The sequence below is a fragment of the Kitasatospora sp. NPDC049258 genome (assembly GCF_040678895.1).
Taxonomy (GTDB): domain Bacteria; phylum Actinomycetota; class Actinomycetes; order Streptomycetales; family Streptomycetaceae; genus Kitasatospora.
This window is the reverse complement of the sequence record NZ_JBFAQT010000011.1, coordinates 86267-111420: the sequence shown is the minus strand read 5'-3', so window position 1 is coordinate 111420 and position 25154 is coordinate 86267. Positions and strand designations below refer to the sequence as shown.

The 25154-nt window shown below is 71.8% G+C and carries 22 protein-coding genes; 11 read left to right on the top strand and 11 right to left on the bottom strand.

Annotated features, from left to right (window positions below):
* The first annotated feature begins 87 nt into the window (after positions 1-87).
* The 3 genes from pta (at position 88) to pyk (ending at position 4961) form a co-directional block, all read left to right on the top strand.
* Positions 88-2220: a phosphate acetyltransferase gene (gene pta / locus AB0K43_RS12400; protein ID WP_363638680.1), complete on the top strand. Its 2133-nt coding sequence runs from the start codon at positions 88-90 to the stop codon at positions 2218-2220.
* Positions 2217-3428: an acetate kinase gene (locus AB0K43_RS12395; RefSeq protein ID WP_363638678.1), complete on the top strand. Its 1212-nt coding sequence runs from the start codon at positions 2217-2219 to the stop codon at positions 3426-3428. Before pta ends, AB0K43_RS12395 begins: the two co-directional genes overlap by 4 nt.
* A 102-nt stretch (positions 3429-3530) precedes the next feature.
* Positions 3531-4961 carry a pyruvate kinase gene (pyk, locus tag AB0K43_RS12390; protein WP_363638676.1) on the top strand — a complete coding sequence of 477 codons (1431 nt, stop codon included), beginning with the start codon at positions 3531-3533 and terminating at the stop codon, positions 4959-4961.
* A gap of 72 nt (positions 4962-5033) precedes the next feature.
* Here the strand turns inward: pyk and AB0K43_RS12385 are convergent, their stop codons facing one another.
* The 4 genes from AB0K43_RS12385 to trxA form a co-directional block, all read right to left on the bottom strand.
* Positions 5034-6329 (bottom strand): hypothetical protein, encoded by a 1296-nt coding sequence (locus AB0K43_RS12385; protein ID WP_363638674.1) that lies wholly within the window; start codon positions 6327-6329, stop codon positions 5034-5036.
* Complete coding sequence (locus AB0K43_RS12380; protein WP_363638672.1) at positions 6326-6862, bottom strand: DUF6114 domain-containing protein; 537 nt, start codon at positions 6860-6862, stop codon at positions 6326-6328. The genes AB0K43_RS12385 and AB0K43_RS12380 overlap by 4 nt, the downstream gene beginning before the upstream one ends.
* A 132-nt stretch (positions 6863-6994) precedes the next feature.
* The gene (locus AB0K43_RS12375; RefSeq protein ID WP_363638670.1) at positions 6995-7654 is read right to left on the bottom strand and encodes a DUF6230 family protein; all 660 of its coding nucleotides are present in this window, start codon (positions 7652-7654) and stop codon (positions 6995-6997) included.
* 599 nt (positions 7655-8253) lie between these two features.
* On the bottom strand, positions 8254-9252 hold the full coding sequence (gene trxA, locus AB0K43_RS12370; protein WP_363638668.1) for a thioredoxin: 999 nt from the start codon (positions 9250-9252) through the stop codon (positions 8254-8256).
* A gap of 452 nt (positions 9253-9704) precedes the next feature.
* On the opposite strand from trxA, the gene AB0K43_RS12365 reads away from it, so the two are divergent.
* Positions 9705-10337, top strand: coding sequence for a TetR/AcrR family transcriptional regulator (locus tag AB0K43_RS12365; RefSeq protein ID WP_363638795.1), 633 nt, complete (start codon positions 9705-9707; stop codon positions 10335-10337).
* Between the two features lie 83 nt (positions 10338-10420).
* Here the strand turns inward: AB0K43_RS12365 and AB0K43_RS12360 are convergent, their stop codons facing one another.
* The 3 genes from AB0K43_RS12360 to AB0K43_RS12350 form a co-directional block, all read right to left on the bottom strand.
* Positions 10421-12106: a methylmalonyl-CoA mutase family protein gene (locus AB0K43_RS12360; RefSeq protein WP_363638666.1), complete on the bottom strand. Its 1686-nt coding sequence runs from the start codon at positions 12104-12106 to the stop codon at positions 10421-10423.
* Between the two features lie 266 nt (positions 12107-12372).
* Complete coding sequence (locus AB0K43_RS12355; RefSeq protein WP_363638664.1) at positions 12373-12705, bottom strand: DUF3817 domain-containing protein; 333 nt, start codon at positions 12703-12705, stop codon at positions 12373-12375.
* 115 nt (positions 12706-12820) lie between these two features.
* The gene (locus AB0K43_RS12350; RefSeq protein WP_363638662.1) at positions 12821-13342 is read right to left on the bottom strand and encodes a MarR family transcriptional regulator; all 522 of its coding nucleotides are present in this window, start codon (positions 13340-13342) and stop codon (positions 12821-12823) included.
* A 499-nt stretch (positions 13343-13841) separates the two neighbouring features.
* Here AB0K43_RS12350 and AB0K43_RS12345 point away from each other — a divergent pair, with 499 nt between their 5' ends.
* Both AB0K43_RS12345 and AB0K43_RS12340 read left to right on the top strand, forming a co-directional pair.
* Positions 13842-15491: a M4 family metallopeptidase gene (locus AB0K43_RS12345; RefSeq protein WP_363638660.1), complete on the top strand. Its 1650-nt coding sequence runs from the start codon at positions 13842-13844 to the stop codon at positions 15489-15491.
* Between the two features lie 366 nt (positions 15492-15857).
* Positions 15858-17474 carry a M4 family metallopeptidase gene (locus tag AB0K43_RS12340; RefSeq protein WP_363638658.1) on the top strand — a complete coding sequence of 539 codons (1617 nt, stop codon included), beginning with the start codon at positions 15858-15860 and terminating at the stop codon, positions 17472-17474.
* Positions 17475-17557: 83 nt separating this feature from the next.
* Here the strand turns inward: AB0K43_RS12340 and AB0K43_RS12335 are convergent, their stop codons facing one another.
* Positions 17558-17887: a DUF3817 domain-containing protein gene (locus AB0K43_RS12335; RefSeq protein ID WP_363638656.1), complete on the bottom strand. Its 330-nt coding sequence runs from the start codon at positions 17885-17887 to the stop codon at positions 17558-17560.
* Between the two features lie 249 nt (positions 17888-18136).
* Here AB0K43_RS12335 and AB0K43_RS12330 point away from each other — a divergent pair, with 249 nt between their 5' ends.
* The 5 genes from AB0K43_RS12330 (at position 18137) to AB0K43_RS12310 (ending at position 21961) form a co-directional block, all read left to right on the top strand.
* Positions 18137-18913: a DUF2127 domain-containing protein gene (locus AB0K43_RS12330; RefSeq protein WP_363638654.1), complete on the top strand. Its 777-nt coding sequence runs from the start codon at positions 18137-18139 to the stop codon at positions 18911-18913.
* Between the two features lie 103 nt (positions 18914-19016).
* The gene (locus tag AB0K43_RS12325) at positions 19017-19655 is read left to right on the top strand and encodes an AIM24 family protein (protein WP_363638652.1); all 639 of its coding nucleotides are present in this window, start codon (positions 19017-19019) and stop codon (positions 19653-19655) included.
* Positions 19655-20305, top strand: a complete 651-nt coding sequence (locus AB0K43_RS12320) for an AIM24 family protein (protein WP_363638650.1) — start codon at positions 19655-19657, stop codon at positions 20303-20305. The genes AB0K43_RS12325 and AB0K43_RS12320 overlap by 1 nt, the downstream gene beginning before the upstream one ends.
* Positions 20306-20538: 233 nt before the next feature.
* On the top strand, positions 20539-21360 hold the full coding sequence (locus AB0K43_RS12315; protein ID WP_363638793.1) for an AIM24 family protein: 822 nt from the start codon (positions 20539-20541) through the stop codon (positions 21358-21360).
* 85 nt (positions 21361-21445) lie between these two features.
* On the top strand, positions 21446-21961 hold the full coding sequence (locus tag AB0K43_RS12310; protein WP_363638648.1) for a MarR family transcriptional regulator: 516 nt from the start codon (positions 21446-21448) through the stop codon (positions 21959-21961).
* Between the two features lie 13 nt (positions 21962-21974).
* Here the strand turns inward: AB0K43_RS12310 and AB0K43_RS12305 are convergent, their stop codons facing one another.
* The 3 genes from AB0K43_RS12305 to AB0K43_RS12295 form a co-directional block, all read right to left on the bottom strand.
* Complete coding sequence (locus AB0K43_RS12305; protein WP_363638646.1) at positions 21975-22568, bottom strand: hypothetical protein; 594 nt, start codon at positions 22566-22568, stop codon at positions 21975-21977.
* A 143-nt stretch (positions 22569-22711) separates the two neighbouring features.
* The gene (gene meaB / locus AB0K43_RS12300; RefSeq protein WP_363638644.1) at positions 22712-23668 is read right to left on the bottom strand and encodes a methylmalonyl Co-A mutase-associated GTPase MeaB; all 957 of its coding nucleotides are present in this window, start codon (positions 23666-23668) and stop codon (positions 22712-22714) included.
* An 88-nt stretch (positions 23669-23756) separates the two neighbouring features.
* Positions 23757-24944 (bottom strand): acetyl-CoA C-acetyltransferase, encoded by a 1188-nt coding sequence (locus AB0K43_RS12295; RefSeq protein ID WP_363638642.1) that lies wholly within the window; start codon positions 24942-24944, stop codon positions 23757-23759.
* Between the last annotated feature and the right edge of the window lie 210 nt (positions 24945-25154).

Below are 25154 nucleotides of genomic sequence, written 5' to 3'. Positions count from 1 at the left end.
CTCCACCCGCGTGCGGCCGTCCGTACCGACGGCGAATGTAGGGTCGACGTGACGGATGGCGCAGGGCGACGGGACGGAGACAGCCGGGTGGCGCGCAGCGTGTACGTGACCGGGATCGACCGGGGGGACGGCCGGCAGGCCGTCGAGCTGGGGGTCATGGAACTGCTCACCCGCCAGGTGGACCGGGTCGGCGTGTTCCGCCCGCTGGTGCACGCCCCGGCGCCCGGCGAGGCGGCCTCGGACCACATGGTCGAGCTGCTGCGGGCCAGGTACCGGCTGGAGCTGCCGGCCGACCAGCTGTACGGGCTGACCTACGAGGAGGCCGCCGCGCTCCAGGCCGCGCAGGGCCAGGACGAGCTGGTCTCGGCACTGGTCGACCGGTTCCACGCGCTGGAGCGGCAGTGCCAGGCGGTGCTGGTGCTCGGCACCGACTTCGCGGGCACCAACATCCCGGACGAGCTGGCCTTCAACGCCCGGCTGGCGAACGAGTTCGGCGCCTGGGTGCTGCCGGTGGTCGGCGGGCAGGGCGAGGACCCGAAGACCGTGATCGCCGAGGTCCGCAACGCCCACCGGGCCTACACCGACCTCGGCTGCTCGACCCTGGCGATGATCGCCAACCGGGTCGTGCCGGGCGCCAAGCCCGAGGTCCGGCAGACCCTGGCACAGAAGCTGCCGGTGCCCGCCTACGTCATCCCGGAGGAGCTGGCGCTGGCCGCGCCGACCGTGGCGCAGCTGGTCGGCGCGACCGGGGCGGAGGTGCTGCTGGGGGACGCGGCGGGCCTCGCCCGGGACGTGCGCTCGTTCGTCTTCGGCGGCGCGATGCTGCCGACCTTCCTCACCGCGCTGACCGAGGGCGCGCTGGTGGTCACCCCCGGGGACCGCGCCGACCTGCTGATCGGCTCGCTGGCCGCGCACGCGGCCGGCGCACCGCCGATCGCCGGCGTGCTGCTCACCCTCGGCCAGCACCCCGGGCCGAACGTGATGGCGCTGGCCGCCCGGCTCGCGCCCGGCACCCCGGTCGCCGTGGTGCCGGAGGGCAGCTGGATCACCGCCGCGGCGCTGACCCACCTGGAGGGCCGGATCGGCCCGGACAGCCCGCGGAAGTCCGAGATCGCCCTCGGGCTGTTCGAACTCCACGTGGACACGGCCGAGTTGACCAAGCGGATCGAGCTGAGCCGGTCCGAGCGGGTGACCCCGATGATGTTCGAGCACGAGCTGCTGGAGCGGGCCCGCGCCGCCCGCCGGCACATCGTGCTGCCGGAGGGCACCGAGGACCGGGTGCTGCGCGCCGCCGAGGTGCTGCTGCGCCGCAACATCTGCGACCTCACCCTGCTCGGCGAGCCGGACGCGGTGCAGCGCCGGGCCGCCGCCCTGGGCATCGAGCTGCCGCCGCCGGACGAGACCCTCGACCGCGCCCAGGTGCGGATCGTCGACCCGGCCACCAGCCCGCTGCGCCGGCGCTTCGCCGAGCTGTACGCGAAGCTGCGCGCGCACAAGGGCATGACCGTGGAGCTGGCGCTGGACGTGGTCACCGATGTCTCCTACTTCGGCACCCTGATGGTCCAGGAGGGCATCGCCGACGGCATGGTCTCCGGCGCCGTGCACTCCACCGCGGCGACCATCCGGCCCGCCTTCGAAGTGATCAAGACCGCGCCGGGCGCCGCGATCGTCTCCTCGGTGTTCTTCATGTGCCTGGCCGACCGGGTGCTGGTCTACGGCGACTGCGCGGTCAACCCCGACCCGGACGCCCGGCAGCTGGCCGACATCGCCGTCCAGGCCGCCGACACCGCCGCGCAGTTCGGGGTGGAGCCGCGGGTGGCGATGCTCTCCTACTCGACCGGCACCTCCGGGTCGGGGGCGGACGTGGACAAGGTCCGCGCGGCCACCGAGCTGGTCCGGGCGCTGCGGCCGGAGCTGCCGGTGGAGGGCCCGATCCAGTACGACGCGGCGGTGGACGCCCATGTCGCGCGGACCAAGCTGCCCGACTCGCCGGTGGCAGGCCGGGCCACCGTGCTGATCTTCCCGGACCTGAACACCGGCAACAACACCTACAAGGCGGTCCAGCGCTCGGCCGGCGCGGTCGCGGTCGGCCCGGTGCTGCAGGGGCTGCGCAAGCCGGTCAACGACCTCTCGCGGGGCGCGCTGGTGGAGGACATCGTCAACACCGTGGCCATCACCGCCATCCAGGCGAGGACGGCCACCGAAGGAGCGGCGCAGTGACCACCGGCACCCGGATCCTCGTACTGAACGCGGGCTCCTCCTCGCTCAAGTACCAGCTGATCGACATGCTGGACGGCAGCCGGGCGGCGGCCGGCCTGGTGGAGCGGATCGGCGAGCCGGCCGGCCGGCTGGCGCACACCCCGCGCAGCGGCCCGGGACGCGAGGAGCTGCGGTTCTTCCCGGACCACGGGGCCGCGCTGACCGCCGTGGCCGCGCAGCTGGCCGCGGACGGGCTCGGCCTGGACTCCCCCGAGCTGGCCGCGATCGGCCACCGGGTGGTGCACGGCGGCCGCCGGTTCACCGAGCCGACCGTGATCACCGACGAGGTGCTGGCCGAGATCCGCCGGCTGATCCCGGTCGCCCCGCTGCACAACCCGGCCAACATCACCGGCATCGAGGTGGCCCGCGGCCTGCGCCCGGACCTGCCGCAGGTGGCGGTCTTCGACACCGCCTTCCACGCCACCCTGCCGGAGCACGCGGCCCGGTACGCGATCGACCGGGCGGTGGCGGACGAGCACCGGGTGCGCCGCTACGGCTTCCACGGCACCTCGCACCGGTACGTCTCCCGGGCCACCGCGCGGCTGCTCGGCAAGGATCCGGCCGAGGTCAACGTGATCGTGCTGCACCTGGGCAACGGCGCCTCCGCCTCGGCGGTGGCCGGCGGGGTCTGTGTGGAGACCTCGATGGGCCTCACCCCGCTGGAGGGGCTGGTGATGGGCACCCGATCGGGGGACATCGACCCGGGCGTGGTGTTCCACCTGCACCGGGTCGGCGGGCTGGGCATCGACGAGATCGACGCGCTGCTGAACCGGCGCAGCGGCCTGCTCGGGCTGTGCGGGGACAACGACATGCGCGAGGTCGTGCGCCGCTCGCAGGAGGGGGACGCCGAGGCCCGGATCGCCTTCGACGCCTACGTGCACCGGCTGCGCAAGTACCTCGGCGCCTACTACGCGGTGCTCGGACGGGTGGACGCGGTCGCCTTCACCGCCGGGGTGGGCGAGAACTCCGCCCCGGTGCGGGAGGCCGCCTGCGCGGGCCTGGACGCGCTGGGCATCGCGGTGGACGCCGAGCTGAACTCGGTCAGGTCCGACCGGCCCCGGATCATCTCGCCGGGGTACGCGCGGGTGACCGTGGCCGTCGTACCCACCGACGAGGAGCTGGAGATCGCGCAGCAGGCCTTCGCCCTGGTGCACACTGCTGTGGAGTGACCTGACTACCAGTCAGTATCCCAACCCTCGGGATGGTTCGTTGGCGATCCCTCAGGTTTCGAGCGGAATGCACCGATAACACGAACGGATAGACTGACCGATATGCGCCGAGCGAAAATTGTCTGCACCCTGGGTCCTGCCACGGACTCCTACGAACAGCTGAAGGCCATCGTCGAGGCGGGCATGAACGTCGCCCGACTGAACATGAGCCACGGCACCCACCCCGAGCACGAGGAGCGGTACCGCAAGGTCCGCCAGGTGGCCGAGGACACCGGCCGCACCATCGGTGTGCTGGCCGACCTCCAGGGCCCGAAGATCCGCCTGGCGACCTTCGCCAACGGCCCGGTCACCGTCGACAACGGTGACACCTTCACCATCACCACCGAGGATGTGCCCGGGGACCAGCACATCTGCGGCACCACCTACAAGGGCCTGCCCGGCGACGTGAAGCCCGGCGACCCGATCCTGATCAACGACGGCGTCATCGCCCTGGAGGTCGTCAGCGTCGACGGCCCGCGGGTGAAGACCGTGGTGGTCGAGGGCGGCGTGCTCTCGAACAACAAGGGCATCAACCTGCCCGGCGCGGCCGTGAACGTGCCGGCGCTCTCCGAGAAGGACAAGGACGACCTCCGGTTCGCCCTGCGCCTGGGCGTCGACATGGTCGCGCTCTCGTTCGTCCGCAACGCCGGCGACGTCGACGACGTGCACAAGGTGATGGACGAGGTCGGCATCCGCGTCCCGGTCATCGCCAAGATCGAGAAGCCGCAGGCCGTCGAGGCGATGGAGGAGATCGTCCTCGCCTTCGACGCCGTCATGGTGGCCCGTGGCGACCTCGCCGTGGAGTACCCGCTGGAGCGGGTGCCGCTGGTGCAGAAGGAGCTCATCACGCTCTGTCGCCGCAACGCCAAGCCGGTCATCGTCGCCACCCAGATGATGGAGTCGATGATCCACGCCTCGCGGCCGACCCGCGCCGAGGTCTCGGACGTCGCCAACGCCATCCTGGACGGCGCGGACGCGGTCATGCTGTCCGCCGAGTCGAGCGTCGGCAAGTTCCCGGTCGAGACGGTCAAGACCATGAGCCGGATCGCCGAGACCGCCGAGCAGCAGCTGGTCTCCCAGGGCCTGCAGCCGCTCAACCCGGGCCGCAAGCCGCGCACCCAGTCCGGCTCGGTCGCCCGCGCCGCGTGCGAGCTGGGCGACTTCCTGAACGGCAAGGCACTGATCGCCTTCACCAAGTCCGGCGACACCGCCCGCCGGCTGTCCCGCTACCGCTCGCCGATCCCGGTGATCGCCTTCACCCCGGACGCCGCCACCCGCAACCAGCTGTCGCTCAGCTGGGGCGTCGAGGCGTACGTCACGGAGCAGGTCGAGACCACGGACGAGATGGTCGAGCAGGTCGACCGCGAGCTGCTGCGCCTCGACCGGCTGGCCGAGGGCGACACCGTGATCGTCACCGCCGGCTCGCCCCCCGGCATCCCCGGCACCACCAACATGGTGCAGGTCCACCACCTGGGCACCCGCGTCAAGAACTGACGCCCGGCACCGACGGCTCCGGCCCGACCGCTACGCGCGGTCGGGCCGGTTTCGCATCCGCCTGACGATCCGTCAGTTCTCGTACGGGGTGTCGTCGTTGTAGAGCTTCATGCCGGGGATCTTCAATGTGCCGCCGAACTGGCCGGCCTGCACGGCGGTGGCGTTGTCCAGGGTGATGTCGAGCGGGATCGGCACCCCGCTGAGCAGGTCCCAGAGCCACCTCGGCAGGGTGTCGGGGGTGAGGGTGATCTCCCCCAGGTCGATCGGGATCGGCAGGCCGTAGATCTCGGACAGGTGGCCGGAGAGCCGCTCCACGTACATGGTGATCGGGCCGTTGCGCATGGTCGACGTGGAGTTCGGCGCGCTCTTCACATGGAAGGTCAGGCCCGGGATCTGAATCGTCGACATGTCGAGGTTGCCGATGTCCACGCTGGCGGTGGTGAACTTCAGCACCCGCTTGCTGCCGGTCGGGGTCTTCACGTCGTAGACGCCGTTGAAGACCGAGCCGTGCAGGGCCAGCCGGGAGGACTTGAGGGTCCAGTTCTGCTCCGGCACCACATGGCCGCTGGTCGCCGCGCGGGCGGCCATGTGGCTGGTGTCCACCGCGCAGTTGGGCCCGGCCGAGGCGGAGGGCGAGGCGGTGGGCGCGGCCGAGGTCTTGGGCTTGCTCGCCGGTGCCTTGCCGGCCGGGGAGCCGGACGCCTGGGCGGCGGCCGACCGGGCGGGCGCCGCCGGGGCCGGGGCGGGCGCCGAGGGCGAGGCGGCGGCCGACGGGGCGGCCGAGGCGGAGGCCGCGGGGGGCGGGGTGGCGGGCGCGCCGCTCGACCCGCCGGGCGTGGTCGGGACGGGGGACGGCGTGGCGCTCTTCCCGCCGCCCGGGTGGAATATCCCGTCCACGATGTCGTCGATCAGCCCGGCCGGCCGGGGCGCGGAGGTCTGCACGGCCCGCCCGGTGTCGACGGTGCTGTACCCGGCGGGGCTCACCCGGGCGGCGGCCGCCTGCGCGGCGGCGTCCTGCGGCTTCGCGGTCGCCGTCGTGGCCGTCGCGGTGGGCGTCGCGGTCGGCGTCCCGGTGGGCTTGCCGGCCTCGGTCGTCGGCGCCGTGGTCGGGGCCTGCGCGCCGGGCTCCGGGGCCACCTTGATCTCGCTCTGCGGGACCGGCGTCTCCTCGATCACCGTGTCCGGGGCGCTCGCGCAGGTGGTCTTGGAGTCGGCCATCGCCAGCGTGGGCGCGTAGGCCGCACCCACCAGCAGGGCGGTCGGCACCGCGGCGATCGCCAGCGCCCGGCCGCGCAGACGGCTGCGGACCCCGACCCGGGGCGCGGCGTGGCGCGGGCCCTCGGCGGTCGGTCCGTCGTGCTCGGTCATCGCTGCTCCTCCGGGTGGACGGGCTGCGGGGCCGCGCCGTACTCGATCGGCTGCGACTGCTGCGGCACGTGCGGCTCCTCGGCCCGGGCGTCCGCCTCGGCGTCCTCGGCGGGGCCGGCCGGCAGGGTCTTCAGCGGGGCCCAGGAGCAGAGCAGGCCACCGGCGATCAGACCGGTCACCGCGCCGAGCAGGAAGCCGCCCAGGTTGGCGACCGGGATCGAGATCAGCGACAGGATCGTGGTGGCCACACCGCAGAAGATCCGGACGATCGGCTGGAACCAGGCGGTCAGCCCGAGTGCGATCATCAGCAGGCCGATGATCAGCGCACCGGCGCCGGCCGTGGTCGACATCGCCAGCGTCAGACCGCCGAGGGTCAGGTGGGCGTAGGGGAAGTAGAGGATCGGAACGCCGGCGATCATGGCCAGCAGGCCGCCCCAGAACGGCCGGGTGCGACGCCAGGTACGGAATCCCGGCCGGATCCGGCCGAGGACGCTGCCGGCCTCGGACCGCGGGTTGGCAGTTGCGCTGGACACGATACGACTCCTCGATGGTGCAAACGAGGGGGAAAGCTGGAATGTGCAGCCGGGAGAGGTGCCTTGGCACCGCCCCCGGCTGTTCGAAGCTCAACTCCGGGTCGCGCCGGACGGCGCGCCCTCAGCGGAGCGTCAGTAGCACTCGTTGCCCGGGCCGTCGCCGTTCTTCAGCGACAGGTGCAGGCCGTTGAGCTTGAAGGTGCCGGCCGAGGTGGCCCAGGCACGCTGCTGCACGTTGGACAGGGTCGCCTCGGGGGCGGCCTGGGCGAAGCCCGACTTGCCCGTGGGCAGGCCCTGCGAGTGCAGCTTCTCGTGGGTCTTCCAGCCCTTGAGGGCGGTCGAGTCCAGGGTGGAGGCGTCCTGGCCGATGTTGATGCCGCGGAACTCGGCGTCGGCGTCCAGCTGGTCCAGGTCGATCAGCAGGTTCTCGGCCTCGACCGGCTTCTTCGGGTCGGTGCCCGCGTTCAGCTGGAGGGTGATCTTGCCGAGGCCCAGCGCCGACAGGTCGGTCACCACGGACTGGCAGAGGTTGTTGATGGTGGCGGTGTCGAAAGCCGACACGGCGACCGGGTGGAACGTGCCGTTGGCCTCGACGTCGACCGAGCCGAACTGCGCGAAGTTGGTGCCGTGCAGCTTGTCCGTGCGGACCTTGAAGCTCTGGCCGGAGACGCTGAACGAGGCGGCCAGGGCGCTGTTGGCCAGGCTGACACCGATGGCGGCGGTCGCGGCGATGCTGGGGACCATCACGACGGCGAAACGACGCCAGCGCGTCTTGCCGAAAGTCTGGGACATGCAGTCCTCCTTCTAGGACGTACATCTCCGGCCGGGTTCCGGTGCGTCCCGCACTGGCCCGGCCCGGGATGGGAGAGAGCTACGTCCTCGGTAACGGAGAGCGCCCGACCGTCGTAGGACCGACGGTCTCGGCGATCACCCCCGAGCGACAACCGACGGCCGCACAGGGTGCGCGACCGACATGAGGCCAGGAGTCGCGGTGTGGGATCTGCGACTACCCCCCTGTCCTCCAGACACCGGCCCAGGGGGCCGGCGGCTGCCCGGTGGGGATCCCTCGACCGAGGGACCGGGCGTCGCCGATCGTGCTTGAATCCCGGGCGAAGCACAAGAGGTCCGTTACTGACGGGTAATCCAACAGCAGATGACGTTGATCATGGAATCGAAGGCGTCACTACGGAGAGTGACATTCTGGAGATTTCGTGGCGCCGAAATCCGCTGGAAACAGGAACGAAACACCCCTCCCCGGTCACCTGTGGTGACCGGGGAGGGGTATTGTCAAGATTTGATAAAGCTCTAGGGTTTCGGTGGGATTGTCGCCAAATCAACCACGACACCGCAGGTCATCCGCCGTGCCATCCGCAGTGCCGTCCGAGCAGGTGTCAGAACAGCACCCGGGCCAGCGCCGCGCGCGCCGCGATCACCCTCGGGTCGTCCGCGCCGATCACCTCGAACAGCTCCAGCAGCCGCAGCCGCACGGTGTCCCGGTCCTCGCCGAAGGTCTTCGCCACGGTGGCCACCAGCCGCCCGAAGGCGTCCTCGACATGACCGCCCACCAGATCCAGATCGGCCGCCTGCAGCTGCGCCGCGACATCCTTCGGATCGGCGGCCGCGGCCGCGCGGACGGTCTGCAGGTCCAGGCTCTCCACCCGGCGCAGCAGCTGCGCCTGGGCCAGGCCCAGCTTGGCCTCGAGGTGGCCAGGGCGGTCGGCCAGCACGTTCTGGTACGCCTGGATGGCGCCGCCGAGGTCGCCGCGGTCCAGCGCGTCGTGCGCGGCCTCCAGCGCCGGGTCCGCCGGCACCCGCGGGGCCGCCGCGGCGCCCTCGCCGGCCTCGGCCGCGGCCGCCGGGTCCACCGGGACACCGGTGATGCCGAAGCGCTGCTCGGCCACGGCGATCAACTGGTCAATGATCTTACGGACGTTGGCCTCGTTCTCGGCGCCCTGGAAGAGCGGCACGAGCTGGCCGGCGACCACCGCCATGACGGCGGGGATGCCCTGGATGCCGAACTGCTGGGCGATCAGCTGGTTGGCGTCCACGTCGATCTTGGCGAGCACGATCCGGCCGGCGTACTCCTCGGCCAGCCGCTCCAGGATGGGGCTCAGCTGCTTGCACGGGCCGCACCACTCGGCCCAGAAGTCGACCACGACGGGCACCTCGGTCGACCGCTGGACGACCTCCGTCTCGAAGGTCTCCTCGGTGACGTCGATAACCAGCGGGTACGCCGGCTCGGCCGGGACACCGCCGGCCGCGGACTGCCGGGCCCGCTCGGCCCGGGCCTGCTCGGCCTTCTGGGCCGCTTCGCCGGCGGCCTTGACGGCGGCGAGGTCGACCGCGCCGCGCAGGGCGGAGTTGTTGAGACGCGAATTCCGTGACTGCATGGCACCATCCTCCCCCGTCGGCACGGATGACGGGCGCCAACCGCTCGGAAATACCCGACCGAGCCGCCCCGCCCGTGCGCCCGCCGGCCGGCGGGCGCCTGTTTCCCCCAGGTAGCCCTGCGTCCCGGTGCGGATCCCCACCCGCACCCGCGCCCGCCCGATCCCTTGGGTCGAGGCGCTCCGGTTGTCGCTCTTTCGCTACGAGTCGTAGCGTATCTGCATCCCGGGCCGGTCCCGCAAGCCCCCGATGCCCTTCCCGGACGTGAGCTGCCCCACTTTCCCGACCCACCCCGCTGCGGGCCCGGCCGGACGGTCGCTACGGTGGCACTGCCCGACAAGTTACTTATCGGTAGAACGTCTTTATCGGAAGACCGCAAGGAGGCTCGGTGGCCCCCACCACCCGGCAGCCCGCAGCAGCGGCGGACCACGCTGCGGACCAGGCGCCGTTCGGCGTGCCCGGCCGCGGCAAGGGCCGGCCGCGCAGCGCCAGTGCCGACCGCGCCATCCTGGACGCCACCAGGGCCGCCCTCGCCGAGATCGGCTGGGGCGGGCTGACCATGGGCCACGTCGCCACCCGGGCCGGCGTCGCCAAGACCACCCTCTACCGGCGCTGGCCGTCCAAGAACGAGCTCGTGGTGGACGCGGTCGCCAGCCTGTTCGACGACCTGGAGGTGGCCGACCTCGGCAGCCTGCAGGCCGACATCGAGGCGGTGGTGGCGCAGTTCGGCGACCTGCTGGCCCGGCCGGAGACCCAGGCCGCGCTGCTGGCCCTGTTCGCCGAGGGCAGCCGCGACCCGCTGCTGCGCCGGCGGATCCGCGAGCGCATCGTGGACCCGCAGAAGCACCTGGTGCGCCTCGGCCGCGCCAACGCCCAGGCCCGCGGCGAACTCGACCCGGACCGGGACGAGGACACCGCCTGCGCGGAGATCGACATCATCTTCGACACCATCGCCGGCACCGTGGAGCACCGGATGCTGGTCAGCGGCGAGCCGATCACGGCCGACTGGATCCACCGCTTCACCACCCTGCTGCTGAGCCCGCTGCCCGGGCTGTCCGCGGCGCTCGCCGACACCCCCCGGAGCTGACCAGGGCCTGATGAGCACCTGATCAGGGGCAGCCCGACGGGGCGCCGGGGAACACCCCGGCGCCCCGTCGTGGTGGCCTCGGCTCAGAAGGAGGCGTTCTCCCGGTAGACGCCCCACTCGTCGCGCAGCGCGTGGCAGATCTCGCCCAGGGTGGCCTCGGCCCGCACGGCGCGCAGCATCGGGGGGATCATGTTCTCCCCGGAGCGGGCGGCGGCGAGCATCTCGGCCAGCCCGGCCCGCACGGCGGCCTCGTCGCGGGCGGCCTTGCGGGCGCCGAGCACCCGGACCTGCTCGCGCTCGACCTCGTGGCTGACCCGGAGGATCTCCAACTCCTTGGTGACGCTGCCCGGGTGGCAGTTGACGCCGACCACCCGCTTCTCGCCCTTCTCCAGCGAGCGCTGGTACTGGAAGGCCGCCTCGGCGATCTCCCCGGTGAACCAGCCCTCCTCGATGCCGCGCAGGATGCCGGAGGTGATCGGCCCGATCGGGTGGTCGGCGCGGCCCTTGTCGAGGATCCGTTGGAAGATCTCCTCGGCCTGCGCCTCGATCCGGTCGGTGAGCGCCTCCACGTACCAGGAGCCGCCCAGCGGGTCGGCCACGTTGGTGACGCCGGTCTCCTCCATCAGCACCTGCTGGGTGCGCAGGGCGATCTCGGCGGCCTGCTCGGAGGGCAGCGCCAGGGTCTCGTCCAGCGCGTTGGTGTGCAGCGAGTTGGTGCCGCCGAGCACGGCGGACAGCGCCTCGACCGCGGTGCGCACCACGTTGTTGTACGGCTGCTGCGCGGTGAGCGACACCCCCGCGGTCTGGGTGTGGAAGCGCAGCCACTGCGCCTTGTCGGTCTTGGCCCCGAAGTGGTCCCGCATCCAGCGGGCCCAGATCCGCCGGGCGGCCCGGAACTTGGCGATCTCCTCGAAGAAGTCCAGGTGGGCGTCGAAGAAGAAGGACAGTCCGGAGGCGAAGTCGTCCACGTCCATGCCGCGGGACAGCCCGAGCTCGACGTAGCCGAAGCCGTCCGCCAGGGTGTAGGCCAGCTCCTGGGCGGCCGTCGCGCCGGCCTCCCGGATGTGGTAGCCGGAGACCGAGAGCGGCTTGTACGCCGGGATGTTGGCCTGGCAGTACTCCATCAGGTCGCCGATCAGCCGCAGGTGCGGCTCCGGCGCGAACAGCCACTCCTTCTGGGCGATGTACTCCTTGAAGATGTCGGTCTGCAGGGTGCCGTTGAGCACGCCCGGGTCGGCGCCCTGCCGCTCGGCCGCGACCAGGTACATGCAGAAGACCGGCACCGCCGGACCGCTGATGGTCATCGAGGTGGTGACCTCGCCCAGCGGGATGCCGCGGAACAGGATGTCCATGTCGGCGGCCGAGTCGATGGCCACCCCGCAGTGGCCGACCTCGCCGAGCGAGCGGCCGTCGTCGGAGTCGTAGCCCATCAGGGTCGGCATGTCGAAGGCGACCGAGAGGCCGCCGCCGCCGGCCTGCAGGATCATCCGGTAGCGCTCGTTGGTCTGCTCGGCGTTGCCGAAGCCCGCGAACTGCCGGATGGTCCACGTCCGGCCGCGGTAGCCGGTCGGGTGCAGGCCCCGGGTGTACGGGTACTCGCCGGGCCAGCCGATCCGCTCGAACCCCTCGTAGGGCTGACCGGCGGGCGGGCCGTAGACCGGCTCGACCTCGTCGCCGCTCAGGGTGGTGAAGTCCGCGTCGCGCTTGCGGGCCTTGTCGTACCGCTGCTGCCAGCGCTGGCGGCCGGCCTCGATCTCGTCGGCGTCCATCGACTCCGAACTCCACTCCGTGCGGCCGCCCGATCCGGGACGGCACAGCTATTAGGACGTCCTACCAATTTACTCGGACGTCCTAGTATCTGTCGATGGCTCGCCGCGTGCCCCGACGCCCCGCCGACGCGGGCCCGCGAACCGCGGGGACGTGGGCGGGCGAACCGCGGGGACGTGGGCGGGCGCGAACGGGGGCGGGCAGGATATGGGAAGGCGCCCCCTCCCGGCCGGGAGGGGGCGCCTGGCAGAAGCCGAGCGGGTGCGGGTCAGGCGCTGACCGGCTGCGCGTCCTGGAGCAGCGGGGCCACCTCGCGGGAGACCTTGCGCTCGACGAAGAAGACGGCGGTCGGGATGGTGCCGGCCAGCAGCACCCAGGCCAGCTTGCCGATCGGCCACTTGGCCTTGGTGCCCAGGTCGAAGGCGAGCACCAGGTAGACCACGTACAGCCAGCCGTGCGCGATGCCGACGGCGGTGGTGAAGCCGGCCGCGCCGGAGATGTCCAGCGCGTACTTGGCGATCACCCCGAGGGTGAGCAGGATCAGGAGGACGCCGGTCACGTACGCCAGCGCCCGGTAGCGGGTCAGCACACTCTGCTTCATGGCATCGAGGGTAACCGGCCCTACGGCCCGCTCCCGCCGCGCCCCGGACCGCACGGCCGGGGCCCCGGGCCGGCCGGGTGGGCCCGGGCCTGCCGGGCGTCGCGGGCCGGCCGGGTCAGGACCCGGTCGCTGGCTCGCTGAAGTCGCCGGCCGTGACCCGCAGCGGGCGCAGCAGGTCGAAGACCTGCCGGCACTGCTCCTCGTCGTAGCCGTCCAGGCCGAAGTCGACGGCCATCAGCTCACGGGTGGCCTCCTCGACCACCTCCCGGCCGCGGGCGGTGATCGAGGCGAGCACGCCCCGGCCGTCCAGCGGGTTCGGGCGGCGGGCCACCAGGCCGGCCCGCTCCAGCCGGTCGACGGTGTTGGTGACGCTGGTCGGGTGGACCATCAGCCGTTCGCCGATCTTGGAGAGCGAGAGCTCGCCCGTCCTGCTGAAGGTGAGCAGCACCAGCGCCTCGTAGCGGGCGAAGGTCAGCCCGTAGGGCTTCACCACCGCATCCACCCGGGAGAGCAGGATCTGGTGCGCGCGCATCACCGAGGTGATCGCCGGCATGGCGGGGACGCTTCCCCACCGGCGCTTCCAGAGCTCGTCGGCGCGGGCGATCGGGTCGAAGTCGAGTGCGAGGGGCTTGGCCACACCTCCACCGTACCGGCGGGCCCGCGGGCGGGTAGCAGGTGTCCACGATGCTGGACAAGGGCACCTGCTGGCGGGATCACGCCAGCCGGAATCACCCGGCAACAGCCCGGTCAATGCTGTGTATATTCCGGCAATATTCAGTTGAATCAACCGAGTTGTCGGAATTCAGCAGGAGTTCGACCCACGTTCGAACGGAAACCCCCTGCCCGCAAAGGCATTTGGGCGATTTGTCGGATTCCCGATGTGCCTGCCGCGGCGCCCCCGCCTGCGCTGAGCTGGCGAGACATGGCCAACTCTTGCTGTAGACCTGTCATTTGATCAGCTTGATTGTCATGCTTCTGGCCAGCCCCGTGAGGCGGCCGCCACCCCCACCCCGGCAGCCGGCTCGTGACCGCACGGAGCAGCACGTCAGCGTCCGTTCCGCCCCAGCAGGCACCAGCTCCGGTGCCCCGGAGCGAGGCGCGACCGCGCACGCGGTTGATCCGGAAGGAATCCGTACGTGAAGCGAAAGCTGACAGTCGGAGCCGTTCTCTCTGCCTCGGCCATTCTCGCCAGCGCGATCCAGGTCAGCGCCGGAATCGCCCAGGCCGCACCGTCCCCCCTCGCCGAGGCTCCGGCCGCCGGCAAGCAGCGTGTCGAGCTGATCGCGCTGGCCGACGCACAGGCTCCGACCGCGGCCCGCGCCCTCGGACTCGGCGGCCAGGAGAAGCTGATCGCCAAGGACGCGATCGTCGACGCCGACGGCACCCGGCACCTGCGCTACGAGCGCACCCTCGGCGGCCTGCCGGTGATCGGCGGCGACGTGGTGGTGCACCTCGACGCCAAGGGCGCCGTGAAGGCCTCCGACCGCGCCGTCCAGGGTTCCGTCGCCCCGGCCACCGCCACCCCGAAGCTGTCCGCCGACCAGGCCGCCGCCGACGCGGCCGGCGCGGTGCGGGCCACCGTCGGGATCGCCAAGGACGCCGACGAGCCCGCGCTCGTCTCGGCCGGCGAGGCCGGCCCGGCCGAGCTGGTCGTCTGGGCCAGCTCCGGCACCCCGCGCCTGGCCTACCGGACCACCGTCAAGGGCCTGCGCGCCGACGGCACCCCGAGCAGCCAGCTGCTGGTCACCGACGCCGCCACCGGCGAGGTGCTGTCCAGCCACGAGCAGGTGCAGACCGCCGGCGCGGCGGGCACCGGCAAGGGCGTGTTCGTCGGCAGCGTGCCGCTGACCACCACCACCTCGGGCTCGACGTACCAGCTCAAGGACGCGAGCCGGGGCGGGATGTACACCAGCAACCTGGCCGGCAAGACCTCGGGCAAGGGCACCCTGTACACCGACGCCGACAACGCCTGGGGCACCGGCGCCGCCTCCAACACCCAGTCCGCCGCCGTGGACGCCCAGTTCGGCGCCGCCGCCACCTGGGACTTCTACAAGAACACCTTCGGCCGGCTCGGCATCCGGGGCGACGGTGTCGGCGCGTACAGCCGGGTCCACTACGGCAAGAACTACGTGAACGCGTTCTGGGACGACAGCTGCTTCTGCATGACCTACGGCGACGGTGACGGCAACAGCCACCCGCTGACCGAACTGGACGTCTCGGGCCACGAGATGACCCACGGCGTGACGGCCAACACCGCGGGCCTGAACTACTCGGGCGAGTCCGGCGGCCTGAACGAGGCCACCTCGGACATCTTCGGCACCATGGTCGAGTTCTCCGCCAACCTGGCGTCCGACAAGCCGGACTACCTGATCGGCGAGCTGATCGACATCAACGGCGACGGCACCCCGCTGCGCTACATGGACAAGCCCTCCAAGGACGGCGGCTCCGCCGACTACTGGTCCTCCACCGTCGGCAGCAAGGACGTCCACTACTCCTCGGGCGTCGCCAACCACTTCTTCTACCTGCTGGCCGAGGGCAGCGGCGCGAAGGTGATCAACGGGGTCAGCTACAACAGCCCGACCTCCAACGGCTCCACCCTCACCGGCATCGGCCGGGACAAGGCCGCCAAGATCTGGTACCGCGCGCTGACCGTCTACATGACCTCCACCACCAACTACAAGGCCGCCCGCACCGCGACGCTGAAGGCCGCGAGCGACCTCTACGGCGCGACCTCCACCGAGTACAAGGCGGTCGCGGCCGCCTGGAGCGGCGTCAACGTCAGCTGACCCGACGTCACCGAGCCACCTGAACGCGTGGCTGCCGGGCCCTCCGGAGGGGAGGTCCGGCCGCCACGCCGCAGGCCCTGGCGGTGTCCGGCATCGCCGGGTGCCGGACACCGCCGGGCTGACGGACCCCGCTCCACTGACCGGATCTCGCCAATTCCTGTCGCAGACCTGTCATTTGACTGACCGGATTGTCATGCTACTGACCAGCCCCGTAGGGCACCCGTAGCCACCCCCACCCTGGCCGGTGCCCGAAGCCCGCACGGAGCAGCACGTCAGCGTCCGTTCCGCCCCAGCAGGCACTAACCCCGGTGCCCCGGAGCGAGGCGCGACCGCGCACCCGCGGTTGGATCCGGAAGGAACCCGCACGTGAAGCGAAAGCTTGCAGTCGGAGCCGCACTCTCCGCCTCGGCCCTGCTGGCCGGCGCGATCCAGGTCGGCGCCGGCATGGCGCAGGCGGCCCCCGCGCCCGCCGCCGCCCAGCAGCGCGCCGCGCTGGTCGCCCAGGCGGATGCCGAGGCCCCGGCCACGGCCCGCGAACTGGGCCTCGCCGCCCAGGAGAAGCTGGTCGTCAAGGACGTGGTGACCGACGCGGACGGCAGTCGGCACGTGCGCTTCGAGCGCACCTTCGGCGGACTCCCCGTCCTCGGCGGCGACCTCATCGTGCACCACGACGCCCGGGGCGCCGTGACCTCGGTCGACCGGGCCGTGCCGGGCTCCATCGCCCCGGCCTCGCTCGCCCCGAAGCTCTCCGCCGACCAGGCGGCCGCGAAGGCCACCGGCGTGGTGCAGGCCACCGTGGGCAGCACCGCGGACGCCGACCAGGCCGCGCTGACCTCGGTCGGCAAGGCGGGCGCCGCCAAGCTGGTGGTGTGGGCCGCGAGCGGCACCCCGCGGCTGGCCTACCAGACGGTGGTCGAGGGCGTCCGCGCCGACGGCACGCCCAGCCGCCAGCTGCTGGTCACCGACGCCGCCTCGGGCGAGGTGCTCTCCACCCACGAGCAGATCCAGACCTCCAACGCCACCGGCTCCGGCAAGGGCGTGTTCGTCGGCAGCGTCACCCTGACCACGAACTACACCGGCAGCACCTACCAGTTGAAGGACAACACCCGCGGCGGCCAGTACACCGTGGACAAGAACGGCACGCTGTACACCGACGCCGACAACGTCTGGGGCAACGGCCTCGCCAGCAACCCCCAGTCCGCCGCGGTGGACGCCCAGTACGGCGCCGCCGCCACCTGGGACTTCTACAAGAACACCTTCGGCCGGCTCGGCATCCGGAACGACGGCGTCGGCGCCTACAGCAAGGTCCACTACGGCAGCAACTACGTCAACGCGTTCTGGGACGACGGCTGCTTCTGCATGACGTACGGCGACGGGTCCGGCAACACCCACCCGCTGACCGCGATCGACGTGGCCGGCCACGAGATGACCCACGGCGTCACCTCGGCCACCGCGGGCCTGAACTACTCGGGCGAGTCCGGCGGCCTGAACGAGGCCACCTCGGACATCTTCGGCACCATGGTCGAGTTCTACGCCAACCTGCCCGTGGACACCCCGGACTACCTGATCGGCGAGCGGCTCAACCTGAACGGCAACGGCACCCCGCTGCGGTACATGGACAAGCCTTCCAAGGACGGCGCCTCGGCCGACTACTGGTCCTCCACGGTCGGCAACAAGGACGTCCACTACTCGTCCGGCGTCGCCAACCACTTCTTCTACCTGCTGTCCGAGGGCAGCGGCGCGAAGGTGATCAACGGCGTCAGCTACAACAGCCCGACCTACACCGGCGCGGCCGTCGCCGGCATCGGCCGGACCAAGGCGGCGGCGATCTGGTACCGCGCGCTGACCACCTACATGACCTCCACCACCAACTACAAGGGTGCCCGCACCGCGACGCTGAGCGCGGCGAGCAGCCTGTACGGCTCCGGCTCCGCCGAGTACAACGCGGTGGCCGCGGCCTGGAAGGCCGTCAACGTCAACTGACGCCGACGGCGCCCCGCACACCCGCGGCGGCCGGGATCTCCATCAGGGAGGACCCGGCCGCTGCGCCAGTTCCCCGGCCCGGCTCAGGCAGCGGTGGCCGCGCCCGCCGGCGCCGCCGGGTACTCCCCGCGCTCCTCCTTGGCCAGCATCCGCTCGGCGAAGAACCCGCCGGTGGGCAGCAACGAGAGCACGAACAGCAGGACGCCGCGCCTGGCGTCCCAGCGCTGCCGCTGCCAGGCCAGGGCCAGGAACACCAGGTAGAGGATGAACAGCACGCCGTGCACCATGCCCATCACCGGCACGGCGTTGAAGCTGGTGGTGCGCTTGAGCACCGAGCAGACCAGCAGCAGGATGAAGGACAGGCCCTCGGGGCCGGAGACAAGGCGCAGGCGGTGGACGGCGCTGCTCTTCACGGTGGGTTCCTCACGGGGCGGTCGACGTGCAGACGGGGTGCTTGTGAACCGACGCACAAGCCGCCACCCATTATCACCGACCGGCCGACCGGCCCCCGGGCGGGGTGCGGGGCCCCACCCGGGGGCCGGATTCGTCACAGCCGGGCCACGGAAGCCGCCCGGCGCCGCACCCGGGCCGCCACTCCCCCCTATCCTGCTGGCGCGCGGTCTGACGGACAGGCCCGCCACGGACACGGGGGCTGCTGCCAGATGTTCACGCTCGACTGGGACCGCCGGACCTGCTCCCGGCGCGGTCACATCACCTACGCGCCGGCCGAGCCGGAGCTGCGCGCGCGGCTGCACGCGCACACCGCGCTGGGCGACGCCTGGCGCTGCCTGCGCTGCGGGGACTTCGCGCTGGGGACGCCGCACGGCGCCGGACCGGCCGACCGGGCGCCGCTGGTGCCGCGCGGCCGGGCCCTGCGCGACCTGTTCATCCTGCGGTTCCTGGCCGTCGAGCGGGGCCTGCGCGGGCTGCTGGTGCTGGTCGCGGCCTGGGCGGTGTGGAAGTTCTCCAACAGCCAGGACGCGGTGCAACGGATCTTCGACGAGAACCTCACCGTCCTGCGGCCGGTGGCCGACCACTTCCACTGGGACCTGGAGCACTCCCCGGTGGTGGACACCGTCCGCAAGGCCTTCGGCCACGAGCACCGCACCCTGCTGCTGCTGGCGGTCGGCCTGGTGGCGTACGCGGTGATCGAGCTGGTCGAGGCGGTCGGCCTGTGGATGAACCGGCGCTGGGCGGAGTACCTGGCGGTGGTCGCCACCGCCGCCTTCCTGCCCATCGAGGTCTACGAGCTCACCGAGCACATCAGCGTGCTGAAGATCTGCACCCTGCTGCTCAACATCGTCGCGGTGCTGTGGATCCTGCTCTCCAAGCGGCTCTTCGGACTGCGCGGCGGGCACGCGGCCTTCGAGGCGGAGCGGCACTCGGCCTCGCTGCTGGAGGTCGAGCAGGCGGCCGGCACGGTGCCTGTCAAGGCCTGATCGCCGGACAAACCCGGACAGAACGACCCCTTCTGTCCCAGCTGGGTACCGAATGGCCCGAGCCCCCTCCCCGGAGGGGGCTCGCTGCCGTTACATTCGCCCGGTGGCACAGTTTCGACTCCAAGGGTCAAAGGTGCTCGCCGTCGACATGACGGGCGACACGGTCAAAGCACGTAACGGGACGATGGTCGCCTACACCGGGCAGATGGGCTTCAAGAAGCTCTCCGGTGGCGGGGACGGGCTGCGGGGCATGGTCACCCGCAGGCTGACCGGTGAACAGATGGTGGTGATGGAGGTCAAGGGGCAGGGCACCTGCTTCTTCGCCGACAAGGCCAGCGAGGTGAACCTGGTGCGGTTGAACGGCGAGACGCTGTACGTCGAGGCCGAGAACCTGCTCTGCACCGAGGCGACCCTGCACACCGGCACCAGCTTCACCGGCCTCAACGGGATGGCCTCGGGCAACGGGCTGTTCACCACCAAGGTGGACGGGCACGGCTGGGCCGCGCTCACCTCCCGCGGTCCGGCGATCATCCTGCGGGTCTCCCAGGGCACCCCGCTGCGGGTCGACCCGGGCGCGTACATCGCGCACACCGGGAACCTGAACCGCAGCCTGAAGTCGGGTGCGGGCTGGACGACCCTGATCGGCGAGGGCGGCGGCGAGGCGATGCAGGTGGAGTTCACCGGCGAGGGCCTGGTCTACGTGCAGCCGTCCGAGAAGATGACGTTCGGGGGTGACGTCTGATGCCGTTCCACAAGATCAACAACAAGATGGTCGAGGCCCAGGTGCTGCCCGGCCAGAAGGTCTTCAGCCAGCGCGGCGCCATGCTCGCGTACACCGGCGAGGTCTCCTTCACGCCGAACGTGATGGGCGGCCAGGGTGGCGTGCTGTCGATGATCGGCCGCCGGGTGGCCAACGAGGACACCCCGCTGATGACGGTCGAGGGCCACGGCAAGGTGATGTTCGGCCACGGCGGCCACAACATCCAGGTGATCGACCTGACCGGCGACACCCTCTACGTGGAGGCCGACCGGCTGCTCGCCTTCGACGGCACCCTGCAGCAGTCCACCATGTTCATGGGCCAGCAGGGCGGCGTGATGGGCATGGTCCGCGGCCAGGTCACCGGCCAGGGCCTGTTCACCACCAAGCTGGACGGCCACGGCTCGGTCGCGGTGATGGCGCACGGCGGCGTGTTCGAGCTGCCGATCGGCCCCGGCCAGCCGGTGCACGTGGACCCGCAGGCGTACGTGGCGCACCGCGGCCAGGTGACCAACAAGCTGTCCACCGCGCTGGGCTGGCGCGACATGGTGGGCCGCGGCTCGGGCGAGGCGTTCCAGCTGGAGCTGTCCGGGCACGGCATGGTGTACGTGCAGGCGAGCGAGGAGAAGCTCTGATGTCCTACCCGCCGCAGCAGCCCCCGTACGGGCAGCAGCCCTACGGTCAGCCGCAGCAGCCCTATGGCCAGCCGCAGCAGCCGTACGGTCAGCCGCAGCCGGGCCAGCCGCCGTACAACCAGCAGAGCTACGACCAGGCGTACCAGCAGACCCAGGTCGGCATGCCGGGCCAGCCCTACGGCGCCCCGCCGCCGCAGCAGTACGGCGCACCCCAGCAGGGCTACGGCGCCCCACTGCCGTACGCGGCTCCCGGCACCGAGGGCCCGACCGTGCACGACGCGCACAGCCTGCCGGTGAACGACAACGTCAACCCGTACGCCTTCTCGGTGGACCTGAACGGGGCCTACTACCTGCAGAAGGGCAAGATGATCGCCTACTACGGCGACATGCGCTTCTCGGGCATCGGCCGCGGTGTGATCGACCAGATGCTGGAGCGGAACTTCAACTCCCCGCTGCACGCCTCCGACTGGGTGGTCGCCGAGGGCCGCGGCAAGCTGCTGCTGGCCGACCGGGCCTTCGACCTGAACTCCTACGACCTGGAGAACGGCAACCTGACGGTCCGCTCGGGGAACCTGCTGGCCTTCGAGCCGACCCTGCAGCTGAAGCAGTCGATCATCCCGGGCTTCCTGACCCTGATCGGGACCGGCAAGTTCGTCGCCGCCTCGAACGGACCGGTGCACTTCGTCGAGCCGCCGATCCGGGTCGACCCGCAGGCACTGGTCGGCTGGGCGGACTGCCCGGCGCCGTGCCACCACTACGACCACGGCTACATGCACGGGCTGATCGGCGGGCTGCGCCACCTCACCGGGCTCGGCGGCGCCTCCGGCGAGGAGCACCAGTTCGAGTTCATCGGGGCCGGCCAGGTGCTGCTGCAGTCGACCGAGACGCTGATGGCCGAGCGCTCGGTGGGCGTGGTGCACGCGGAGGCCGGGGTCCCCGGCAGCGGGGTGCCGCACCAGCCGGCCGGGCACGGGCAGCAGCAACAGCAGCTGCCCAACGTGAACATCCCCGGACTGGGCAACCTGGGCGATCTGGGCCGTCGATTCGGCCTCTGACCGGCCCCCGACCGCCCTCGACCGCCCTCGGCCGGCCCGGAACGAATATTGTACAACTTTTAACAAACCGGGCTATGCTGGGTTCATGGAAACGAACCTGACCGAAGCGCCGGCGGTCTCCGCCTCCGAGTCCGAGGCGGAGACCCCCTGGCTCACCGCCGCCGAGCAACGGTTCTGGCGCGCCCATCTGGAGGTCAGCAAGCTCCTCGACTACCAGCTCGGTCGGGAGCTCCAGCCGCACAACCTGGCCATCAACGACTACGAGATCCTGGTGGTGCTCTCCGAGGCCCCGGACCGGCGGATGCGGATGACCGACCTGGCGACCGCGACCCTCCAGTCCAAGAGCCGGCTCTCGCACCAGATCACCCGGATGGAGAGCGCCGGCCTGGTGCTGCGCCAGGAGTGTCCGGGCGATCGCCGCGGCCTCTACGCCAACCTGACCGACCTGGGCTGGGAGACGATGCAGAAGGTCGCCCCGGACCACGTCCGCAGCGTCCGGCAGCACTTCGTGGACCGGTTCACCCCGGAGCAGATCGATGCGATGTACCAGGCCCTGGCGCCGGTCGCCGAGCACCTGCGGGGGCTGCGCGGCCGCGGCTGAGCCGGGCGGGCGGTCAGAACAGGCCGTTGGCGAGCGCCTTCCCGTCCGCGTTGAAGACGTTGACCAGCCCGTTCCGCGCGCTCTTCCACTCGGCGAACGCCTCGGTCAGCAGCTTCGCGGTGCCCGCGTCCGCCAGGAAGTCGCCGTCCAGGTCGGTGAAGACGTCGACGATTCCGCTGATGCCGTCCAGCCGGACCGGCATGTTGATCTTCTGGACGTGCTGGACCGCCTTCTTCTGGTTGGCCGTCCCGTTGGCCGCCACGAAGGCCTTGAACTCCTCGACGGCCGCGGCCGAACTCGGCTGCGTGGGCTGGGCGGTGACCGTCGCGGTCGCGGTGACGGTGACCCGCGGGGCGGGCAGCGCCACGACCGGCTCGCCCCGATCGGATCCACCGTGGCCCAGCCAGCCGACGACGGTGCCCAGCACCAGCGCCAGCACGGTGGCGACGGCGCCGATGACGGCGTTGCGGGTGGCGGCGGACGCACCGGCCGGCGGCGCCCCGAACGGCTCGACGTAGGCGAACGGGTTCGGCGCCGCGGGCGGCGGGGCGGGCAGCTCGGCGGCCGGCGAGGGGGGCGGCGGGGGCTGCGGCGGGGGCGTGGTCACCTCAAGATCGTAGAGAGCCCGGCCCCGGCGACCGCGGCCGGGGCCGCACCCGCCGGCCCGCTGCCGCCCGGCCTCGGCCGCCGGCCGGGCAACCTCCGGGCAGCCGGTGGTCAGCCGCCGGGCAGCCGGTGGTCAGCCGGTGGTCAGCCGGTGGTCAGGTCGGCGATCAACTGGTCGGCCGCGCCGTACGGGTCCAGCTCGCCTGCGGCCACCCGCTCCGCGAGCGCGGACAGTCGCCGGTCGCCGCGCAGGTCGCCGATCCGGGCCCGCAGCGCGGCCAGCGCGATGGCCTGGACCTCGTCCGCCGCCCGCCGCCGCCGCCGGGCGGCGAGCTCACCGGTCTCGGCCAGCCAGGCGCGGTGCTTCTCCAGCGCCTCGACCACCTCGTCCATGCCCTCGCCGCGGGCGGCCACGGTCTTGACGATCGGCGGCCGCCAGTCGCCGGGGTTGCGCGCCTCGCCGAGGCCGAGCATGTGGTTCAGCTCCCGGGCGGTGGCGTCGGCCCCGTCCCGGTCGGCCTTGTTGACCACGAAGAGGTCGCCGATCTCCAGGATCCCCGCCTTGGCGGCCTGGATCCCGTCGCCCATCCCCGGGGCCAGCAGGACCACCGTGGTGTCCGCCTGCGCGGCGATCTCCACCTCGGACTGGCCGACCCCGACGGTCTCCACCAGGATCACCTCGCAGCCGGCCCCGTCCAGCACCCGCAGCGCCTGCGGCGCGGCCCAGGACAGCCCGCCCAGGTGCCCGCGGGTGGCCATCGAGCGGATGAAGACCTCCGGGTCGGTGGCGTGGTCCTGCATCCGCACCCGGTCGCCGAGCAGCGCCCCGCCGGAGAACGGCGAGGAGGGGTCGACCGCCAGCACCCCGACCCGCTTGCCCAGCCTCCGGTACGCGGTGACCAGCGCGGAGGTCGAGGTGGACTTGCCCACCCCTGGCGAGCCGGTCAGCCCCACGGTGTAGGCCTGCCCGGTGTACGGGGTGAGCGCGGCCATCACCTCGCGCAGCTGCGGCGCGGCGTTCTCCACCAGCGTGATCAGCCGGGCCACCGCCCGCGGGCGGCCCCCTCTGGCCTGCTCGACCAGCGTCGCCACATCGACCATCAACGTGCTCCTCGATCGGGAACAGGGCTGCCCGCCGCGACGGTGTCCGTCCCGGCGAGCAGCCCTCGTGTCCGTGTCAGCTGGTGGGTCAGGCCTTCGGCACCCGGACGATCAGGGCGTCGCCCTGCCCGCCGCCGCCGCACAGCGCGGCCGCGCCGACACCGCCGCCGCGCCGCTGCAGCTCCAGCGCGAGGTGCAGCACCACCCGGGCGCCGGACATCCCGATCGGGTGACCGAGCGCGATCGCACCGCCGTTGACGTTCACGATCTCCTCGGTGATGCCGAGGTCCTTCATCGACTGGTGGGCGACCGCGGCGAAGGCCTCGTTGATCTCGACCAGGTCGAGGTCGGCGACGGTCAGGCCCTCCTTGCCGAGCGCGTGCTTGATGGCGTTGGAGGGCTGCGACTGGAGCGAGTTGTCCGGGCCGGCCACGTTGCCGTGGGCGCCGATCTCGGCGATCCAGCTCAGGCCCAGCTCCTCGGCCTTGGCCTTGCTCATCACGACCACCGCGGCGGCGCCGTCGGAGATCTGCGAGGACGTGCCGGCGGTGATCGTGCCGTCCTTGGTGAAGGCCGGGCGCAGCTTGGCCAGCCCCTCCACCGTGGTGTCCGCGCGGATGCCCTCGTCCTGGCTGAACAGCACCGGGTCGCCCTTGCGCTGCGGGATCTGCACCGGCGCGATCTCGGCCTCGAAGACGCCGTTCTTCTGGGCGGCGGCGGCGCGCTGGTGGGAGAGCGCGGCGAGCTGGTCCTGCACCTCGCGGCCGATGCCCAGGCGGGTGTTGTGCTTCTCGGTGGACTCGCCCATCGGGATGTTCTCGTAGGCGTCCGTGAGGCCGTCGTGGGCCATCGCGTCGAGCAGCTCGATCGCGCCGTACTTGTAGCCCTCGCGGGACTTCGGCAGCAGGTGCGGGGCGTTGGTCATGGACTCCTGGCCGCCGGCCACCACGATGTCGAACTCGCCGGCCCGGATCAGCTGGTCGGCCAGCGCGATGGCGTCCAGGCCGGAGAGGCAGACCTTGTTGATGGTCAGCGCCGGGACGTTCATCGGGACGCCGCCCTTGATGGCGGCCTGGCGGGCCGGGATCTGGCCGGCTCCGGCCTGGAGCACCTGGCCCATGATCACGTACTGGACCTGCTCGCCGGTGATGCCGGCCCGCTCCAGCGCGGCCTTGATGGCGAAGCCGCCGAGTTCGGCGCCGGAGAAGCCCTTGAGCGAGCCGAGCAGTCGGCCCATCGGGGTGCGTGCACCCGCGACGATCACTGAGGTAGTCATGGGACGAGCTCCTTCGCGCGTCATGGCCAGGAGAGGGTGTGGGGATGCGGCTCAATGTACTGACCCGTAACCCGTGCGTCACCGGCGCGAGGGTGTGATCAGCGGCACTGGCACCGACCAGTCAACACCGTGTCAGCCCGGCCGGAGTGAATTGTGAGCAGGCTCGCACGTCGTGCGGTGGCCAAGGCCTGCCGCGATGCGCTGCACTGG

Excerpts from the sequence above, each read along its gene's own strand:
- AB0K43_RS12330 (WP_363638654.1), top strand. The coding sequence starts at position 18,137 with ATGTTCACGCTCGACTGGGACCGCCGGACCTGCTCCCGGCGCGGTCAC.
- AB0K43_RS12295 (WP_363638642.1), bottom strand. The coding sequence starts at position 24,944 with ATGACTACCTCAGTGATCGTCGCGGGTGCACGCACCCCGATGGGCCGA.
- AB0K43_RS12310 (WP_363638648.1), top strand. The coding sequence starts at position 21,446 with ATGGAAACGAACCTGACCGAAGCGCCGGCGGTCTCCGCCTCCGAGTCC.
- AB0K43_RS12320 (WP_363638650.1), top strand. The coding sequence starts at position 19,655 with ATGCCGTTCCACAAGATCAACAACAAGATGGTCGAGGCCCAGGTGCTG.
- AB0K43_RS12360 (WP_363638666.1), bottom strand. The coding sequence starts at position 12,106 with ATGGACGCCGACGAGATCGAGGCCGGCCGCCAGCGCTGGCAGCAGCGG.
- pyk (WP_363638676.1), top strand. The coding sequence starts at position 3,531 with ATGCGCCGAGCGAAAATTGTCTGCACCCTGGGTCCTGCCACGGACTCC.
- AB0K43_RS12375 (WP_363638670.1), bottom strand. The coding sequence starts at position 7,654 with ATGTCCCAGACTTTCGGCAAGACGCGCTGGCGTCGTTTCGCCGTCGTG.
- trxA (WP_363638668.1), bottom strand. The coding sequence starts at position 9,252 with ATGCAGTCACGGAATTCGCGTCTCAACAACTCCGCCCTGCGCGGCGCG.
- meaB (WP_363638644.1), bottom strand. The coding sequence starts at position 23,668 with ATGGTCGATGTGGCGACGCTGGTCGAGCAGGCCAGAGGGGGCCGCCCG.
- AB0K43_RS12385 (WP_363638674.1), bottom strand. The coding sequence starts at position 6,329 with ATGACCGAGCACGACGGACCGACCGCCGAGGGCCCGCGCCACGCCGCG.
- AB0K43_RS12355 (WP_363638664.1), bottom strand. The coding sequence starts at position 12,705 with ATGAAGCAGAGTGTGCTGACCCGCTACCGGGCGCTGGCGTACGTGACC.